Origin of the sequence: Secundilactobacillus hailunensis, from assembly GCF_005405185.1 — a bacterium.
Taxonomy (GTDB): Bacteria; Bacillota; Bacilli; order Lactobacillales; family Lactobacillaceae; genus Secundilactobacillus; species Secundilactobacillus hailunensis.
On record NZ_BJDO01000046.1, the window covers coordinates 1 to 18,323 of the forward strand.

21 protein-coding genes and 3 pseudogenes are annotated in these 18,323 nt (G+C 41.0%); 10 read left to right on the forward strand and 14 right to left on the reverse strand.

Features of this window, described 5'->3' with window-relative positions; translation table 11 throughout:
- A partial coding sequence (gene mobQ, locus FFM73_RS10110) for a MobQ family relaxase (RefSeq protein ID WP_171001274.1) occupies nt 1–738 on the reverse strand: 738 nt, incomplete at its 3' end.
- Nucleotides 739–989: 251 nt separating this feature from the next.
- Here mobQ and FFM73_RS10115 point away from each other — a divergent pair.
- Both FFM73_RS10115 and FFM73_RS10120 read left to right on the forward strand, forming a co-directional pair.
- Complete coding sequence (locus tag FFM73_RS10115; protein ID WP_081081202.1) at nt 990–1,217, forward strand: hypothetical protein; 228 nt, start codon at nt 990–992, stop codon at nt 1,215–1,217.
- Between the two features lie 21 nt (nt 1,218–1,238).
- On the forward strand, nt 1,239–1,517 hold the full coding sequence (locus FFM73_RS10120; RefSeq protein ID WP_003680647.1) for a hypothetical protein: 279 nt from the start codon (nt 1,239–1,241) through the stop codon (nt 1,515–1,517).
- Here FFM73_RS10120 and FFM73_RS10125 read toward each other — a convergent pair.
- From FFM73_RS10125 to FFM73_RS10135, 3 genes and pseudogenes are all read right to left on the reverse strand, one after another.
- Nucleotides 1,507–1,842 (reverse strand): annotated as a pseudogene (locus tag FFM73_RS10125) (hypothetical protein); the annotation flags it as partial. The gene FFM73_RS10120 and the pseudogene FFM73_RS10125 overlap by 11 nt on opposite strands.
- A gap of 79 nt (nt 1,843–1,921) precedes the next feature.
- Entirely contained in the window at nt 1,922–2,410 is a 489-nt protein-coding gene (locus tag FFM73_RS10130) for a hypothetical protein (RefSeq protein WP_137631628.1), read from the reverse strand.
- A 102-nt stretch (nt 2,411–2,512) separates the two neighbouring features.
- The gene (locus FFM73_RS10135; RefSeq protein WP_137631629.1) at nt 2,513–3,202 is read right to left on the reverse strand and encodes a hypothetical protein; all 690 of its coding nucleotides are present in this window, start codon (nt 3,200–3,202) and stop codon (nt 2,513–2,515) included.
- A 251-nt stretch (nt 3,203–3,453) separates the two neighbouring features.
- On the opposite strand from FFM73_RS10135, the gene FFM73_RS10140 reads away from it, so the two are divergent.
- The 4 genes from FFM73_RS10140 to FFM73_RS10165 all read left to right on the forward strand — a co-directional run bounded on the left by FFM73_RS10140 (nt 3,454) and on the right by FFM73_RS10165 (nt 7,813).
- Nucleotides 3,454–4,377 (forward strand): IS30 family transposase, encoded by a 924-nt coding sequence (locus FFM73_RS10140; RefSeq protein ID WP_137631630.1) that lies wholly within the window; start codon nt 3,454–3,456, stop codon nt 4,375–4,377.
- Between the two features lie 1,485 nt (nt 4,378–5,862).
- Nucleotides 5,863–6,669 (forward strand): ParA family protein, encoded by an 807-nt coding sequence (locus FFM73_RS10155; RefSeq protein WP_010010558.1) that lies wholly within the window; start codon nt 5,863–5,865, stop codon nt 6,667–6,669.
- Nucleotides 6,670–6,671: 2 nt separating this feature from the next.
- On the forward strand, nt 6,672–7,040 hold the full coding sequence (locus FFM73_RS10160; RefSeq protein WP_020090532.1) for a DUF5388 domain-containing protein: 369 nt from the start codon (nt 6,672–6,674) through the stop codon (nt 7,038–7,040).
- 608 nt (nt 7,041–7,648) lie between these two features.
- Nucleotides 7,649–7,813, forward strand: a complete 165-nt coding sequence (locus FFM73_RS10165; protein WP_089122107.1) for an MFS transporter — start codon at nt 7,649–7,651, stop codon at nt 7,811–7,813.
- Nucleotides 7,814–7,907: 94 nt separating this feature from the next.
- On the opposite strand, the gene FFM73_RS10170 is transcribed toward FFM73_RS10165, so the two are convergent.
- The 7 genes from FFM73_RS10170 to FFM73_RS10200 all read right to left on the reverse strand — a co-directional run bounded on the left by FFM73_RS10170 (nt 7,908) and on the right by FFM73_RS10200 (nt 14,287).
- Nucleotides 7,908–8,477: a recombinase family protein gene (locus FFM73_RS10170; protein ID WP_024855672.1), complete on the reverse strand. Its 570-nt coding sequence runs from the start codon at nt 8,475–8,477 to the stop codon at nt 7,908–7,910.
- A gap of 122 nt (nt 8,478–8,599) precedes the next feature.
- Nucleotides 8,600–8,923, reverse strand: a complete 324-nt coding sequence (locus FFM73_RS10175) for a hypothetical protein (RefSeq protein ID WP_137631631.1) — start codon at nt 8,921–8,923, stop codon at nt 8,600–8,602.
- A gap of 256 nt (nt 8,924–9,179) precedes the next feature.
- The gene (locus FFM73_RS10180; protein ID WP_068807716.1) at nt 9,180–9,914 is read right to left on the reverse strand and encodes a DUF4430 domain-containing protein; all 735 of its coding nucleotides are present in this window, start codon (nt 9,912–9,914) and stop codon (nt 9,180–9,182) included.
- Nucleotides 9,915–9,948: 34 nt separating this feature from the next.
- Nucleotides 9,949–11,001, reverse strand: coding sequence for a prenyltransferase/squalene oxidase repeat-containing protein (locus FFM73_RS10185; RefSeq protein WP_137631632.1), 1,053 nt, complete (start codon nt 10,999–11,001; stop codon nt 9,949–9,951).
- A 19-nt stretch (nt 11,002–11,020) separates the two neighbouring features.
- Nucleotides 11,021–11,731: an ECF transporter S component gene (locus FFM73_RS10190; RefSeq protein ID WP_003636323.1), complete on the reverse strand. Its 711-nt coding sequence runs from the start codon at nt 11,729–11,731 to the stop codon at nt 11,021–11,023.
- Between the two features lie 7 nt (nt 11,732–11,738).
- Nucleotides 11,739–13,403, reverse strand: coding sequence for an ABC transporter ATP-binding protein (locus FFM73_RS10195; protein WP_137631633.1), 1,665 nt, complete (start codon nt 13,401–13,403; stop codon nt 11,739–11,741).
- Nucleotides 13,391–14,287 carry an energy-coupling factor transporter transmembrane component T gene (locus tag FFM73_RS10200; protein WP_137631634.1) on the reverse strand — a complete coding sequence of 299 codons (897 nt, stop codon included), beginning with the start codon at nt 14,285–14,287 and terminating at the stop codon, nt 13,391–13,393. The genes FFM73_RS10195 and FFM73_RS10200 overlap by 13 nt, the downstream gene beginning before the upstream one ends.
- Before the next feature lie 451 nt (nt 14,288–14,738).
- Here FFM73_RS10200 and FFM73_RS13105 point away from each other — a divergent pair, with 451 nt between their 5' ends.
- The 4 genes and pseudogenes from FFM73_RS13105 (at nt 14,739) to FFM73_RS13130 (ending at nt 15,905) form a co-directional block, all read left to right on the forward strand.
- Nucleotides 14,739–14,867 (forward strand): hypothetical protein, encoded by a 129-nt coding sequence (locus FFM73_RS13105; RefSeq protein ID WP_013854969.1) that lies wholly within the window; start codon nt 14,739–14,741, stop codon nt 14,865–14,867.
- A 111-nt stretch (nt 14,868–14,978) separates the two neighbouring features.
- Nucleotides 14,979–15,113: pseudogene (locus FFM73_RS10210) on the forward strand (helix-turn-helix domain-containing protein); the annotation flags it as partial.
- Nucleotides 15,091–15,630, forward strand: coding sequence for a restriction endonuclease subunit S (locus tag FFM73_RS10215; protein WP_137631635.1), 540 nt, complete (start codon nt 15,091–15,093; stop codon nt 15,628–15,630). The pseudogene FFM73_RS10210 and the gene FFM73_RS10215, both read left to right, overlap by 23 nt.
- 212 nt (nt 15,631–15,842) lie before the next feature.
- Entirely contained in the window at nt 15,843–15,905 is a 63-nt protein-coding gene (locus tag FFM73_RS13130) for a putative holin-like toxin (protein WP_222843308.1), read from the forward strand.
- Between the two features lie 154 nt (nt 15,906–16,059).
- Here the strand turns inward: FFM73_RS13130 and FFM73_RS10225 are convergent, their stop codons facing one another.
- From FFM73_RS10225 to FFM73_RS10235, 3 genes and pseudogenes are all read right to left on the reverse strand, one after another.
- Nucleotides 16,060–17,184: an ArdC-like ssDNA-binding domain-containing protein gene (locus FFM73_RS10225; RefSeq protein WP_137631636.1), complete on the reverse strand. Its 1,125-nt coding sequence runs from the start codon at nt 17,182–17,184 to the stop codon at nt 16,060–16,062.
- Nucleotides 17,185–17,187: 3 nt separating this feature from the next.
- Entirely contained in the window at nt 17,188–17,403 is a 216-nt protein-coding gene (locus FFM73_RS10230; protein ID WP_039106706.1) for a hypothetical protein, read from the reverse strand.
- Between the two features lie 121 nt (nt 17,404–17,524).
- Nucleotides 17,525–18,235: pseudogene (locus FFM73_RS10235) on the reverse strand (DNA topoisomerase); the annotation flags it as partial.
- Nucleotides 18,236–18,323: the final 88 nt, after the last annotated feature.

Consider the following 18,323-nt stretch of genomic DNA (forward strand, 5'->3'; position numbering starts at 1 on the left):
AACTTGTTGGTTAAATGCTTTTCTTTCATGCCGTTTGCTATTGATTCCCTCATGTTGCATTGGTGTGTCAGCTATTCCCTGTTCCACAAATGATTTTTCACTAATCCGATCCGGAATATTTTTTTGTGCTAAAGACTGATTAACACTTGTTGCCCAATTATGCCGCCACTCATTAATTTTTTCCTTTTTATCCCAATCAACCAACCAAATTTTTCTTTGTTTTGGAAACCCGCTTTTGGTTAAAAGTTGCTTGCCATTTTCATCTTTAATGTACTGCGTCTTTGCTTTTAATCCCCAACTGCCATCGGGGTTAAATGGGCGATTGGTTAACATCACATGTGCATGCGGATTGTCTGGGTGATCGCGATGAATTGCTACGTCAGCTACCATACCTTGATCGACAAAATTTTCTTGCACATATTTTGTTAGTAATTCTTTCTGTTCGGATTCACTTAATTCTATCGGTAAAGCCACGTTAAATTCTTTTGCATACCGTGAGTTTGATTTACGATCGTTCTTTTCAACTTCATTCCATAATTTTTCTCGATCACTGGCCCATTCTGGTGCATTTTTCGGGGTTAAAATAAAGCTTTCTGGAATTACCGATCGGGCATAGAAATATCGGCGACCTTCTTTATCATCAAATAATTTTTCACCACTTCTATAAGCGGCACTGGCAATGGCACTGCGTCCTTTACCAGCACTAATATTAATAAAACTCATATGAAAAATTGCCATGTAAGTCACCTCTTTACTTTGATTCTATGGGTTTTCTTCTGTTGTCGACATCGACGACTTCTAATACAGATTTTTTGGGGTTAGTACAACATAGAATTTATTCTATGTGTAAGTGCGCATTGACCTCATTTTACTCGGTCTGCTGATTCTCTTAACTTTAACTTAGTGTATGCCTTCCGCTTCGCTATTTCAAATTTTATACTTTGACTTAACGTTTCTTATATGATATAGTTTCGGTGATTATTTCTAATATGATTGGAGGGATCGTTATGTCTCAAAGTAACTTAGAAAAACAAGAAGCTAAATTAAAAGCCCTTAATCAAAAAATTAAGGACGAAAAAAATAAGATTGAACAACGGCTAGGTAAACAAATCATCAGTCAAGCCAATTTAGATTATGCTAATTTATCTAATGACAATATCAAGTCCTTATCCAAAAAAGTATCCGAGTTTTTAAAGGAAAAGCCCGTAGATCATTAGTCATAGGAGATGGGGAATTCCATGCCTAATCAATATGAAAAACTAATTGAACAACAAGCGCGTTTAAAACAAAAAATTGAGCGGGAAGATTTTAAGTTACGCCAATCTAAGTATTATGAAAATCGACAAGCACGAAAAGCCCGTTCTCGCCGATTAATTCAAAAAGGGGCTTTATTAGAAAAGTACTTTCAAGCTAATAACCTCTCGGTCGAACAAACCGAAGAACTTTTAAAAACATTCGCTGACTATGTCAACGCCCATAAACCGGATAAATTAAAAAATGATCAACCTAATAACTAGGCCGATCGTTTTTATTTTCAGGATTGTTTTTTGGCTTAACTTCTGGATTGTGTTTAGCAAAGTCTTTTAACTGTTTTTGAATTCTTTGTGTAAGCTCTGCTTTGCTTTCTTTGTGCTTCCTTTTACTTGATCGCTGTTGAATTATCTTTTGACCCTTACCTCTTCTTTTTGATTTTAGGTCAAGCGTAAAATCTAAAATTTTATTTTGATCTAGCTTACTTAAATGACCGATTTCTTTAAACTTTAGCCCGACTTTGGGAAAGCGATAAATATTACCGAGATCGACCCAGGAAGGTTTCTTCAACCCAGCGGATTGCCAATCTTGGGGAATACATCCATAAAAAAAGACCATCTAAGAAGATACCCTCATAATTACCTTCTTTGGATGGCCTTTTTTACATATGCTAAAATCCAAAATGAACCAGTTTCACCTTATGATGATTTCCATACTTGTTAAGCGATAATGTGTTATGAAAGTTCTTTCTAGTGTATATAACGTCTGCGTCATGACCAGTAACATCTAACCCCTTATGATTATGCCCATGGTAACTAAAAATGATTGGCACGTACTGGCATCCAAAATCTAAAGAGTGACCATAATATAATCCATCATAATAAAGTTTTACACGATAATGCTTACCATTAGCATAGCAAGTACCTTTAACCAAATGTCTAGTTATCACCTCTTTACCAGTTCTATACTTCTTATATGTGCCAGTAAATACAGCTTTCTGGTTTCCAAAATACCATTTTCCATGAAGTGCTTTAGGAACTTTATACCCATATGTCAGTTTAGTCCCATAATTTGCATGTGCCGTTGAAGGTATTTCGAATAATGACAGCCCAATACAAACACCTAATCCAACAACGAATCCCTTAATCCATTTAGACAAGGTAAAACGCCCCTTTCATATTAATCTAACTATACCACACACGTAACAACATAAGACAACCCTGTACCCGTAAAGGTATAGAGTTGTCTTATGTTGTTATTATTAAAATCCAAGATGAACTAATTTAACCTTATGAGTATCCAAATACCCATTCAACGAAAGCTGTTTCTTAGACTTAATTCTAGTATACAAAACATCTGGGTCATGACCAGTAACATCTAACCCCTTATGATTATGCCCATGGTAACTAAAAATGATTGGCACGTACTGGAATCCAAAATCTAATCCATACTTTCCATACTTTTTGCTATATAGACCATCAAAATAGGCTTTAGCCCTTAAATTCTTATGACCAACATAACAGTATTCATTTACTTGATGTTGTGTAATGACTCTTAAATCACCATCAGATGTTTTATGATACCCAGTAAATTTAACCTTCTCTTTTCCCATATACCATGTTCCATGAAGTGCTTTTGGGACGTTGGTTTTCATATTAGAGGAATACTTAAATGATGCTACATGATAAGCATGTGCCGTTGAAGGTACTCCAAATAATGACAACCCAATACAAACACCTAATCCAACAACAAATCCCCGCTTATATCCGTCAAATGATGTCCAATTCATTTTTGCGCCGCCACCCTTAGTAATAAAACTGTATCGTAAAACCTTAGGTGTACCCTTATGCCATACAGAAGCCTCCACTCTTGGGTTATTTATGTATGTGAATCCCCCTACGGATAATCCAAAACTAATCAAACCTAGTGATAACGCAGATTTTATCTTCATAATATCCTCCCATAACTCCTTCAGCTTTTACCGTCATCAGCGTTTGGACTTACCCTAGACCATTCTCTTCAAATCACTAGTTACCTATCTAGTTAGAATTCTGAAGATCCAATAGCCGCACCAATAATAATACCTAGTAAAGCAAAAGCTACGGTAGATTGTAAAATTTAAGTTGAACATATTAGTGGACAGAAAACCCATCAAGGTCTTAATGGTGTCACCACAACATTCCATTAGAAAGAAGGACCTTTATGGACACCACTATTTTATCATTTGAAGACCGCGTTGTCATCGAAACACTTCATCATGAAAAGCACTCACTTCAATATATTGCCGATTATTTAGGCTTTAGTAAAACCACTATCTTTAATGAGGTTCATCGCTTAGCTGGTGAGTATCACGCAGTTAAGGCTCAAACTGACCATGAAGTTAAACTTAGTCATCGTGGTCGTAAAACCATCTTAACGACTAACCTAAAGCGATTGATTGAAGAAAAAATCAAGATTCAAAAATGGTCAATTGAACAAGTGGCTCATGTAGTTAGAATTGCCTACAAAACCATCTATAACTGGATTGATCAGGGACTACTGGATATTAATGTGACTGATTTACCTGACCATGGTATTCGTCGCAAACGAGCTAAAGAAACCCGTGGTACTTTTAGTCATGGACGTTCCATCGAAGATCGTCCAGCTGAAATTTCTGATCGTAATACTTCAGGTCACTTCGAAGCTGATACAGTTTTATCTGGAAAACGTAAAGGTCAAGCAGTAGCTACGTTTGTCGAGCGTAAGAGTCGGCTTACCATCGTTAAACGGCTTAATGGACGAGATAGTACTTCAATGACCAAGGCTATTTTAGAATTGGCTAACCAGTTAGGAGATAATCTCAAGACCCTTACTGTTGACCACGGGAAAGAATTCGCTAACTACAATTCGATTGAGGAGCAGACCGGTGTTCCGCTGTACTTTGCGCATGCTTATTCGCCACATGAACGAGGCAGTAATGAAAATCGCAACCGAGTACTACGCCGCTTCATTCCCAAAGGTCAACCAATTGATGAAATTACTGATGATGAATTGATTCAAATTAACTGGTATTTGAATTCCCGACCACTCAAATGTTTGAACTGGCGAACACCGATTGAGATCTTTTTACGTAATCTGCGTCACTAAATTTGTTCAAGTTATTTCTTGCAATCTACCGTTACAATTAAGTGTTCCAGTGGCGTTCTTAGGTTACCCTTCTTATCTATATCATTGAGAAGTTTCTGTAATTTCTGATACTCCCGTGTTATGGTTAATCTCGTCCTGACATTCCATTCTTAAAAAGACCATCTAAGAAGGTCCCCCCAACTCTTCTTTGGATGGTCTTTTTTTATATACCAATTTCTACTTTACATAAAGCAGCTTATCCCAAGTAACCCACATTCACCGCGGTACTTCCACATTCCGTTATTTTTCGATTGTGAACTTGTCCAAAAAAGAAGTAGTATAGGTCGCAGATTGGCTCTAATTGGGGAAAGAAATTTTGTGAAATTTACTGGTATTACTCCTAGACCATTCCCTTAAATTCAACTGTCTCATTCTTTGTATTAACCAAAAATTTGCCAACACTTCCCCGATACTTCACTGATACTTTAAATGAATACTTGTAATTTACTCGAGTGTATCGAATACTACTAATTCTTCCCTGATACCCTTGACTACGCAAAACTCTCTTCACTTGGTTCCTTTGTCGCTCAGTAATTCTTGCAGAACTCCGGTAGATTGTCTTCTTAATGATCACATCTGGATTCAATGGAACAATGTAATCCTTACATTCCAATAATTACACCAACTTTCTTTTTTCTTTCGAATTTGTCTTGACGGTTTACGGTTTTCCATTCAGTTTAGAGGGAGTGACGTTTTGAGTGCAGAATTGTTCCCTAGAAACAGCTATTTGGAATAACTGAACCAGAGTACAATTCTACGATAAGGTTCCCCTTAGTTCGTCGGTCGTTAACGCCCGTCGCTTGTCTGTACAATTGCGGTATTGCTACCACCACTCATTATAAACCTACGTTTTCGGTTTAACCTACTAAAAAACGCCCTAGTAGGCGTTGACGATACGTATTTATGTTTGTTCGATCACCAACTAATCAATGGCACCAAGCCGAAGCTTCGTTTTACCACCCGCGCCGTTAATGGTCGCGCTCACCATTCACCACCCAGCCGTACAGATAACCTTGTTGTGGTATAGCCAGACTTATTGAAGTCGCACTGGCAAACGTGTCCCCTTGGATTTAGACCCCAGCTTGTCCCCTAGGGCTTTAAAAATCGCACCGGCCATGATATAATAGTCATTAAATAACGATGACTTTTATGTGGCGCTCACCGATTCCCGTCGGTGGGTGTTTTTTTGTATTCACTTACAAGTACAATTGTATTTCTCTCAATAAAAGAAATCAACACTTTTTTAAAAAAATGTATACATTTTTACATTAGTACAAATACTAATGTAAAAATTAGTATTTGTATACTCATTCAAAACGCCTCTATTGCAGTCTACATAGAGCTCATGTATACATTTTTACTTTTACACACTTGTATTTGTATACATGTACTAATTTTTGTGCTATGCTTTAAGAGCATTACACTACATATTTATGAGGTGATATTTTGGATAGCAAAGTCATAACATTTTCAAACTTTAAAGGCGGGACTGGCAAGACGACTAATAGTACAATGACTGGTATCGAGTTGGCACGTCGTGGGTATAAAACACTATTAATAGATTTGGATCCTCAAGCTAACGCCACTAATTTATATTTAAAAACTAAAAATAACGTCGGCGGTGAAGTAACTTCTTTTGATGAAACCTTGATGACCGCAATTAAAAACAAAAACCTCAAACCAGCTATCATCAACGTAATCCAAAATTTAGATATTCTTCCATCCTCAGCTGACTTTTCTTTATATCCTAGATATATGGAGAATATAATTTCTGACTACACCGATCGTGTAAAATACTTGTCTACCTTAATAAATCCGTGGAAAGATGACTATGACTACTTGTTGGTAGACGTTCCACCTACAATTAGCCTAATCACAGATACCGCATTATATATGACAGACTACGCGATTGTCGTTCTTCAAACTCAGGAAAGATCGCTTCAGGGTGCCCAGGCATTCATCAAATACATGCAAGATCAAATTATCAATGAATTCCACGCTCCGACATTAGATTTACTAGGAATATTGCCGGTTTTGCTGAAAAATGGTGCCCCTGTCGATAAGAGCACCTTAGCTAAAGCAATTGATATATTTGGTAAAGAAAATATTTTTGACATAACAATTAAAAATATGGAACGCTTAAAACGATATGATGTAACCGGGGTGACATTTAAAGATCAGTTTGATAAAGCAGTTCAAGACGTATACTCCAACGTTACTGATGAAATATTTAGCAGAATGGCTGGTGAATAGGAATGAGCGGATTATTAAACAATCCCAATCTAAAAAAACAACCAAAGACGGACCCACTTGATCGTGGACAAGATATCAAACCCAAAAACACCTTTACTACAGATGATCTTAAAAGTAATAATGGCAAACCATCAAAACCGGGAAAAAGTGTTGCAGATTCTGTTACTTTTTATGCTAACGTTAGAATCAACAACCATATTAAGAATAAAGCGGAAGCTTTATCTGGAATTGGTCTATATAAATCTCAAAAAGATGCCATTGATAACGCATTAGACTATCTCATTGATTCTTTAGACGCTGAAGACAAGCGAAAATTTACTTTTCAATTAGATATTCTGGAGAGTAGAGACGCCCGAACTAGGGGAAAATAATATCACACTCTCAGACAACACGTTCAGCTTTTAGACGTATACTTGTCCGTTTAAATTAAGCAGAATGCACACAAAAAAGTCCTCTATTATGCGGAATAGAGGGCTTTTCTGAAATCAGTACATACAGGCTTTGCTTAGGAGCGTTGCTTGTGTCCATTTAGGACATACACAATCATAGCACGTATTTGACAACTATATACACGTATAAGCAAACAATGCACGAGAATGCGTTTATATGGTAGATTGTAAAGAAAGTGGCTCATCAACAATTGAACAGCCTATTTTCCACTACTGGATCAGCCAAATTAACAACTAAAAACAAACAGACGAACCTAAGACGTGCCCTTAAACAAGCGGCCAAATCTCAAGTTGATTTACCATAGCCCCAAAAGGGAACCGATCTTCACCAGGTCTACCAAGCCCAGAAGAAGTTAGCACTAGCTACTGACAACTTAAAAGCGGGTAACCAGCAACTAGCACTTACCTTAACCAAGTTAGAAAATCAAAATACCGCTATATCTAAACTGTCAATAGCTTCTCAAAAAATTAATTTGGGTAATCAGAAAATAAGCCAGGGTCAGAAAAAATTGTTAGTAGGTCTCAAACAATTGGCACAAAAAGAAGCTTTAACGACAGCTTTGAGAAAAATTAAGCATACTAAGAATCGACAGATCAGCCAGGCCTTCAGTCATACCTACTTAGTAGGAGCGGTGATTGTTTTGATTCTGTCACCAATTGCTTTGTTGACAGATCGTAAGCCATTAAAAAGTTGAACTGGGAGCTAGCCATTAACTTTAATACGGATTACTAGCTAAATCTAAAAGGGGCCTCGTATTCGAAGCCCCTTTTGGTATGGTGTAAACAGTTTTAAAATATATTGTTTTTAACTAATTTAAATCGTCGCTGTTGCGTGCGTTTACTAATCCCCGTCTTTCGTTCAATCATTTTATAGGTCATGCCTTGTTTTCGTAACTCGTAGGCAAATCTGATTTGTTCCTCAGAATACGTTTTCGGTCGCCCTTCCCGAAACAACGGATCATGTTGCTTGGCATACACTTTACCTTCTTGTGTGCGCGTGACAATCATATCGCGTTCAAACTGCGCAAAGGCGCTAAATATTGTAAAGACTAGTTGGCCAGTCGGCGTATTGTCAATTAAGCCCATATTCAAAATGTTAACTTTGACATTTTCTTTAAACAACTCTTGGATAATGGCTAAGGCCTCGCGTGTGTTCCGCGCAAACCGATCCAACTTAGTGACAATCAAAGTATCGCCTGTTTTTAGAACGCGCAACAGTTTTTGAAACTCCGGTCGTTCGGTAGTTGTGCCGGTAAACTTTTCTTGAAAGATTTTTTCTGCTCCTGCCAATTTTAGTAACTCAATTTGATTTGCTAATTTTTGATCAGTGGTACTGACCCGCGCATAGCCATATTTCATCTTTTTATCTCCTTACTTATGTCATTAAGTAATGACACGGTTCTAACCCTTTAATTATACAGTATCAAAAAAGAGGCCACAACTGTTGAGTTTCGTCGCTTAAAGCATAGCACTAGGGAGGCTTAGATGCCTTTTTTTGTTATCAAAAAGGGCCTAGTACTTTTGGAATGGAAATACTTTCCAACACCAAAAATTCTAGACCCAATGGTTCCACCACTAATCGTCAAGGTATCGTTCGCAATTTGCCAAGTGACACCTCCGTCAAGGATGCCGCTGTTATTGTCCTCTGCTTGGTCTTGAGTGGCAATAGTTGTGATCGGTGATGTTTGGGTCGTGGAAGTGGGGCTGGTGGCAGCAAAAGCTGGCATTAGAACCCCTGTCAATAATAAAAATGAAGCCCCCACTGAAGCCGCTGCAATTATTAGTAATTGATTCAATTTATTCATAAAAAACAACTCCCTCTAGAAAAATAGCTTGGTTACCACTCAAAAATTCCCCCGGATTATCGAGTGATCCCTTATCAAAGGAATATAACCTCTTTTTCGCCATTTATGTTTGGAGAATTGTCCAAAATTTTTCGGCATTTTTTGGAGAAAGCTCTAAAAGAGAATAATCATTAAAAGCGGCCACCGCCAAAGGAATATATCCCTCCCTTTGGCAGCAGTCGCTTTGTTTGAATCAATATTAGCGGGATCTAATCAGTTAATACCCCTCCGTTGTAAAGTACCAACGAACGTTGTCCCCACTCTTAAGCTTCGTTAAGTTTGCAGCATGGTCAATAAATTTCTTGTTAACACTGAACATCCAACCGGAACCGGCCTTAACGTCATTTTCCTTGAGGCCGTTAATGCCGTTCACGTAAACGGAGGGGCCCGGAATATAACTAATCTTCAGGTTCGTTTGCTTTAAAATCGAAAACGCGTTGGCGCCCTTTTTAACACGCATCCGCTTCGAATAGAAAACTTTTTTGTATCCATCAACCGTTAAATGGATTTGAATTGTATTCTTAGCATTAGACGACTTTTTAGCCGCATGATGCGTATCCTGAACCACCTTGGTTTCTGCTTTGTGGTTAATTTTACCCAGCTTATCAGATTTAGGGGCATTTGACCGCTTAGTTTTAGCGACCTTGTTAGGACTTGCCTTTGCACTGGATCCGGTTGTCCGATTAGGGCTTGTGCTTGATTGAGAACTAGCAGTTTGGGGCTTGTTGGCTGTTTTTTGAGCCCGCCTATCTGCTTTTGGTTTTGCTTTGCTTGCACCCTTTGCTTTTTGCTGGTGACTTGGCTGTTTAAGATGACTTGAACTTGAAGAAGTCACTTGTTTAGAAGTTGTCGGCTTAGGGGCTGCGTCTCTCGATGAAATCACCTGTTGGGCACCAAAAGCGATTCCAATTGTGAGAATGAACGCAAGAATGAAGCCAATTGCTTTTTTCATATTGTTTTGTCACCTCTCACTCAAAATTTGGCGATTAATTAATTGTGTAAACTGAACGATTCTTTAAAGCAGCTTTATAAGCGGCAACCGCTAAATTTGCCTGACCGACACCATAGAGCTGAGTAGCTGCGTTTTTAATTGAACCGGATTTATTGACATAGGTCAGCATTGCATAAAGCGGCGTCCTAGTTTGACTTGTTTTCATCGCCGTGTTATTCACATATTTCTTCATGCCAAAATCATTTGATAGGGCAATAATTGCTTCAGCGGTTGAATTGGCATTTGGCGTTGTTTTGCCATTAAACGTGTAGCCAAATGCACCACTGGGCTGCACAATACCAGTAAGAAATTTTTGCCCCTTCAGCAAGCTGTCCTTGACGTTAGTTGTATTAACCTTTCCTCGAGCCAGACCGGTTAGAACCATGCTGGTCGTGTCGGCATCCCTAACTCCTTGTTGGTTATTATACGCCCAACCGTGATTATTTAATTGAGCTTTCACTAGCCGAGCACTCAAGCTTGCTTTGCTAAACTTCGCTCCCTTTGGCTGCTTGAACTTTGAGCTCATCGAAATGGCAATCAGCACTTGTGCCTGGGCACTTGTCGTTTGTTTGGAAACACTTGTCCGGTACAACTTGGTTACCAGATTGATTCCCTTTTTGTGGCCATATGGCTTATAATCTCTAGCGTTGAGCCCCATCGCCTGAACAGCCATCACGGCATTGGCCATTGTTGCAGCAGGGGTTGTCTTTTTGATTACCAAGTTTTTTCGCAGCAACGTTTTTTCCTTGGTATTAAATTTATAACCGTTTCCCTTGAGCCCTAACAGAAGGTCAGAGTACCCCGCAGTCGCACCAGTATCAGGATTGAGTTTCTTACTAAAAATAGAACTGCTTTGACCGGAAAGTCCGGTCTTATTTTTAATCATCAGATTCTTCGCGTAACGGTAGTTGGCTTTGATCTTGCTATTTTGATAAGCACGACTGGCGGTCTTAACGCTGGCTGCATTGGCGGTGAAGGCTGGTGCGATACTGCCAAATCCTAATAGGGTTGAAGCAGAGATCATGAGTAGCTTTGATGTTAATTTCATTGATTAATCCATCCTTTTTCTATTGGTTTTTATCCGGTAAAATATTGTATTTGGTGACTAAGCGGTGAAACAGCTTCTCCCATGGCTTATAAAATAGCGCGATGAGAAAGGCATTGGATGCTGCGTGGAACGTGTCAAATGGAAAGAAACTGGCCGCAAAAGCCAAGATAAAACTCTTGATGGTCAGCGGTGATACGTAGGCCAGGGCGTACCAGAGGTCCATGATCCAGCCAAACAAATAGCCCCAGACGCAGGCAAACACGATCATAAAAATCAGACTATGGGACAATCGGGCCTTCATGAAGAGGCCAGCGGTTAACCCCATTAAGCCCCAGGCGACCATCTGCCAAGGCGTCCATGGTCCTTGACCCATAAACATGTTGGAAACCAGTGCCGTGGTAGATCCTGTGATAAAGCCCAGTTCCGGGCCGAGACTGACACCGCTTAGAATTACGACGAAGCTGGCTCCCTGCACACCAGGAATGGCGCCCAGTGGGACCCGGGTGGCAACCGCCAACGCGATCAAAACGGCGACAAACATCAACGTTTGGGTGCTGATTGGATCGTGTTCGAAGCGCCAGTACGCGGGTAAAAGGCTACAGATTAGGCACATAAAGCTAAATAATAGGTAGTGCTTTCCCTTCAATAAGACAATGAATAGCAGAAAAATAAACATTAACAGTAACGCAATTAATAACCGATACCGGTTGAGTAACGAAGATTGTTTCAAGTAACACTCACCCCCTTTCTGGATGGTTCGCCAGCTTCAGATCGACTGGCAGTAGGGCCTCCTTAACCTGATCACGGGCAATCCGGTTGATTGGCGTGGTGAAGAAAAAGTTATCGGCAAAAAATGATTGCGTGGCAAGCAGCGTGTTGAGATGGCCATCAAACATAAACGTGCATTTGTCGGCAAATTTAGCACAGAATTCCATGTCGTGGCTGGCAATCACAATGGTCATACCGGCTTGTTGGTACTGTTTCAGCAGGTTGCCCACCTGAATTTTGGTGTAGGGATCCAGTCCCTTGGTTGGCTCGTCCAAAACCAACAGATCAGGGGTCGCCATCAGTGCGATTGCTAATCCAACCAGCTGTTGTTGGCCGCCACTAATGTCAAATGGATTTTGTTTCTCAATACGGTTCAAATGAAATTGATTAATCATATGGTCAACTTGGGCCTTAGCGTCTGGCAACCGTAATTCAGCCGCCTGAACTTCCAGCTCCTCACGAACGGTATCGGCTGTAAATTGGAGACGAGGAGTTTGCGACAGAAATGCCAGTTTGGCCATTCGCTGGTTAATGGCCATTTTCCAAACTAACTGGTGGACGAAACGAATTTTGCCGTGCTGCGGCGTCATTAGTCCACAAATCAGCGTTAACAGGGTTGATTTGCCGGAGCCGTTTTTGCCGATAATTGCCAACCACGTACCGGGATTAATCGCCAGGTTCAGGTGATGGAGGACGTTATGTTGGCCGTCGAAGCTAAAGGAAATGTTATTGACGGTTAGAATTGGTTTTTCGGCTGGGGGTAATTGCGCAACCTTGCCGCCGGTCGTCCCTGATTGAAATTGAAGATGGTGAGTCCGAATCGCCGACTGGGCATCGGCTACTGAAATCGGCAATTGGGAGGTTCGAATCTGTTGATCTAAGAAGAGCTTGGGAATTGACGGTACGAAATAGGTCAAGTGGGCATCAGTGGCCATTTTTGCCAAGCCGCTGTGGGGATCACCGTCAAAGGTCAGGTGGTGATCCTGCAGGAGAATCATCCGGTTGGCCATGGCTGCTACCGTGCTCAGCCGGTGTTCAGTCAACATAATTGTAATCCCTAATTCTTGATTAATCCGCCCTAAAACGGTGAGAAAATGCTGAGCGGTCAGCGGATCCAACTGGGACGTGGGTTCGTCCAGTAAAATTAATTTTGGGCGCAAGATGAGAACCGAAGCCAGGTTTACCAACTGAAGCTGGCCGCCGGATAATTGATGTATTTGGCGATCGAGGTTTTGATCCAAACCTAAGAAATTTGCCAGTTCGGTAATCCGGCGTTCGATCTCATTGCTGGGACAGCCAATATTTTCTAATGGGAAGGCCAGTTCTTCGATCACCGTTGCCATCACCGGCTGGGTTTGTGGATCTTGGGCCACATAGCCGACGGTTTGGGCACTCACCAACTTCGGCATGTCAGCAACCGGTGTTTCGGCAATTTGAACGTCACCAGTTCGGGCTCCTTTGGGCATGAGCTCCTTTTTCAAATGGTTAAGCAGGGTCGTCTTGCCACTGCCGGTATTACCGGCAATCACAATAAAATCGCCGGGGTCAATGGTGAAGTTGACGTCGTCCAGAACGGAGGTTGATTGATCGGGATAGGTGAACGTGAGATGGGTCACGGTAGCTAATTTTTGCATGAACGATAGACCCCCTCTGAGATTAATGGTAGTAAGAATAGGAGTGCCGTGACGACGATGGGCCAAGTATCGCCCGGCGTAAAAATGGTGGTGAAATTGGCGACTGAACGACTGGTGCCCATTGAAAGAATCCGGACGCCGATAGTTGTAACTAGCATGACGGTGGCAATCGTGATGAACAGCAGGTCACTAAACTGCCAGTGATACGAGCGGTAGTGGGTCCGCTTGGCGGCGCCAAATCCGCGGGCGTCCATTAAATTGGCGGTTTCCATCGCAGAAGACAGGGCGTCCTGCAGAAGAATTTCGAAGATGTGGAGCGTCTTTTGGGTGCGGGTCTTCAATGATCCATTAACCACGTCGACGTTGCGGGTTTTTTGCAGGCGCAAAATCCGTTTGAGCCTATCGGTGAAGCTGGTGACCAGCGTAAACGAAATGGTGACCAGTACTGCCAGCCGGGGCGCAATCGGCGAGAACACGTAGATCAGCTTGCTGGGGGTCAGAACCGCGTTTAGGACTGAAAAAACAAACAGCATTGCGATCAGGACAATTGCCATCGCAATGCCGTACAGAAATGCCGGATACGAAAATTTGAACGTCAGAATGCCCCATTTGAAATGCCAAAGAATCGGCGGAAACTTTTGATTGAGGAGCGTATTGAAAAATAGAATCATTAATAGAAATGAAACGGCGTATTTCAGTTGGCGCGCCGTCTTTCGGCCGCCAAGGTAGTAGGTGGCTGTGATCGTGAGCGCGATGAACTCAGCCACCGCGACCGCCACGTGATTAAACAGCAGGAGGCAGACGATCAGCTCAGTAAAGTACAGCGTGAGCGCTACTGGATGAAGCTGCGAAAAAAACGTCATCTTGATTGGGGTGTGTGTCATGGAAAATCCCGACTTTCTAAGGGTTAGTAAGCCCTTCCAACAGTATATCATCGTTGCCAAGGGTGGTAAACGGCATATCTTGTGTGGTGGCTAGTATTATTTTGAGGCGTTTTTAAATGGTGAAATTTGCGAACTGATTTATCACCTTTTGGATATTATGTACAGCCTTTTTACACTAAATTTACCGTGACCTGCTAAGCTGTCATTTATACGGGTTCATCCGAACAAGCGAGGTGGTTAACACGTAAATAACTTTCTGAAAATCATTGAAAGCAAAAGCTGCAACATCCTTCAAGCAACATCCCGAGGCGGAAAAAGTCATCCGTGTCGGGGCTTTGCTTTGGTAAATTTTATAAGCATATTACTATCTCCCTGGTCGACAGTAGCGCTCTACTACTTAGTAGAGAGAAGATTGATAAGCTTCATAGAATTGACCAAGGAGGAATGTTTTATGCCAAAGACTTTGAAGAATTTATTTGCAAGAACCACTGAAAGAAAGAATCGCCGTTCAGGAACCTTGAAAGATGATTTGAATTCACGTCTTTTCTGGAATTCGGTATTGAAAGGCCAACAGAAGTAATCATGGTTAAATGGTAGATTGTAAAATTAATCCGAACGCTGTTCGGACAAAAAAGATCAGCTTCCTTTAAAATGGTGTTTACCACAAACCCATCTTTTAGGAGCTGATCTTTTGTCTAGTATAACCTATTCCGAACGAATTAAAATTGAAACCTTTTGTGAACTAGGGCTGTCCAATATCCAAATGGGCGTTCGGCTGAACCGATCACCGTCAACAATTTCTTATGAATTATCTCGATGTCAGCCTGATAAGGTTGACAGGGTTTGCTGACGACTGGGAAGAGCGTAAGTTTGCTGATTTTATTGATGTTAAGTCTGGAAAAGACTACAAACATCTGAATTCAGGATCGATACCTGTCTATGGAACTGGTGGATATATGCTAAGTGTAGATAGAGCACTCTCAGATATAGATGCTATTGGGATTGGAAGAAAAGGTACAATTGATAAGCCTTATTTATTAAAAGCGCCTTTTTGGACTGTCGACACCTTGTTTTACGCTGTTCCTAAACAAAATATTGACCTTCAATTTTCACTATCTATTTTTAAAAAAATAAATTGGAAAAAATTTGATGAATCTACTGGTGTACCTAGTTTATCGAAAACTGTAATTAACAGTGTGAGTGTTGCTGTTCCAAGTTATGAAGAACAGCAAAAAATCGGTTCGTTCTTCAAAGAGTTAGATGACACTATCGCTCTTCATCAGCGTAAGATTGAAAAACTCCAGGAACTAAAAAAAGGGTATTTACAAAAGATGTTTTGCTGAGCTTAATTTAATCAAATTTAGGATCCTATGAAACTCCATGACTTAATTTTTATTGTTCTTGGTCAATACTTAATTCACCTGTATAATAGATTACGCAGGAAGTTTTAAGGGCGGTGGCTGTCTTTTCCCTTGCGAGGTGAGGCCCATGGGAACATGGAATAATCTTCAGGAAGGTTTCACAGTCAATGAGCGTCTTCCAGACACTCTCGTTGATGTTGCTGTTTGGCACGTTTTTAATCGCGCTACTCAGCTATATCGACAAGCACCACAAATAAAAAAGCCGCCCTGCGTAACTTTGGTAGGTTACAGGGTAGCTTAATGCTGTCTTATTAGCTTCGCCACCGCCTTTGAAGCGGCTTGCATGGGAAGTCCTGTCTTCAGCAGGGCTTCCTTTTTCTATTACATTATAGCATGCCCTTTAAAAACTGGCTAACGTTTTAGACTTTGATCGGGTTCAGAATCTGGTTGTTTAATTTCTGGATTCTTTTTAGCAAATGCTTTCAGTTGTTTTTGCGTTCGATTACTGGTTTCATGGTGTACATCATTTAACTTATTTTTTAGCCCTAACTTTTGTTGTGGACTCGTTGCTTGCTGAACTTGTTGTTGCAAGCTTTGGTAGGACTTATTAAGATCATGGGCTGATAACTTTTTTAGATCATGCTCAGGCTCTTTTTGGGCTTCTTGTAAGCCTAATTGTTTGGTTAAGCCATCGCTAAGCTCAATCACTTTGTTGCTCACTTGCTGGATTTCACTTAAAGCACTATGGATCACCGCTTTATCTTTAGCCCAGGTAGCCACATAACCAAGTGAGTAGTTACTGGTATCAACGCCAATATTTTGCATGGCAACATACGCAACCGCTTCGGCCTGGGTTTTCTGATAGGCTCGTGGCCGATCTTTAAAGGCTGATTTTAAGCCGTGTAGCTGGCTATGCGCATATTCGTGGTATAACGTCTTTAGTTTCAAAGCATTGTCGGGCTCATTGCCACCAATGACGATTTCATTAGTGCTGGGTTGAAAATACCCCTTAGCCCCCTTTAGCGTCGCTAAAGGCACTTCACTGACTTTAAGGTCGGTTTGCTGGTTTAAATAATCTTTGAACGCGTTATATAAGCTTGTCACATTCTGATGATCGGCCAAATTTTCTTTGACAAAGTCTTTAGCACTTAACACTGGTTCACCGCTAGTTTGTGCCACATCAAAGACGGGTAGATAGCGATAACCGACAATGGCGCGCTCATCGGTGGTATCAAGATGCTTCTGCTCGGCTGGTGTTAGCTTCTTAATGATCGGAGCCGCAATCCGAATCGCTTTTGCGCCCCGGTTGACGGTGCGGTTAAAAGCCTTCTGCCATTGCTTAAAACCGGCGACTTGAGTGGCTTGAGAATTTTGCGCATAAATTAAATCAATGTTTCTGGCGCTATAACGATGAAATTTAGCCAGGGTATTGAGATACTTTTTAAATTGGTCACTATCAGTTAATTTTAGGATTTGCTGTTCAGCCTGGGCGACTAATTGTGCTTTCCAAGCCTTAACATCTGCTTTATTTGGCATAAGTTACCCCTCCTCATCTTCAAAAATATCATTCAGTATGGGAGCCACTTTTGTTTGAATTGAGGTCGTGCCATAAAGGGCAACGTAACCGTCAGACAATTTTTGCCAAGCCACTTGATAATAGGCTCCGTTACCAGTGATTTCTTTTAGATACTTGTAGGTTCCTTTAGCCTGCAAAACTGGTAATTCACTCCCAATGACTTCTAATTTATTATCCATTTTATGATCTCCTTTGCTTTGCTAATCTCACCCGTTGTTTAGGTTTACTTTTGGCTTTATAAAAGTGAACCTAAATGACGGGTTCACCAACCGGAACAACGTGAAGGGCGGTAGGCAGGTTCTAATCAAAATCAAAACTTAATTTATGGCCGTCAAGCTTTAACTTGGCGTCAAACGACTTCCCCTTTTTGCTCTTGAAACCCTTTAATTTGCTGGTTTCACCCTTGGTAACTAACGCTTTAATTGCGGTCTTCCCGAGCGTCTTGCTACTCCATTTCTTAGGTAAGGTAAAATCTTCACCTTGCTTGGGCTTCACAATGTAAAACTTCTGTTTATTTAAAACGGTCGCTTGCGGTGTTTCTAAGAATACTTCGGCGGCTTTTTGCGCTTGCTGTTGGTGATCGATTTGTTGCTTAATGGCTGCACTGCCATGATACCGTTTATTCATGGCACTTTGCAGACTGGATAGTGAGAATAGTTGGGGACTAGCACGCTTTTTGTCTTGTTTTTGGACGTCCTTGATTAAACCGGCCTGTGAGCCTTTCTGAACGCGCTTAGCTTGCATGAATGTTATTAGTCCTGTTTCATCTTTAAATCGCTGATAGGAGTCTAATTTTGCGACGAATTTTTGCTGATTAGCAAGAATTTCAGCATTTAGTTCAAAATAGGGTTCCGGCTTAAAGTTTTTGATTGCCTGGTCTCTTTGATAAACCATATACAAAGTTGGCGTCTGTACTCGACCAATCGAGTACACCCCGCGCACCCCGTTTTGTCTTAATAGCAAGGTGTATAAAGGGCTGCCATTCATTCCAATTAACCAATCGCTAATTTTGTGATTACAAGTGCATGCCCCCATCTTCATGCCGGTTTCGAGTTTGGTGTTGCCGTTGCTTTTTCGTCATTTCCCACTCAGTCTCCTT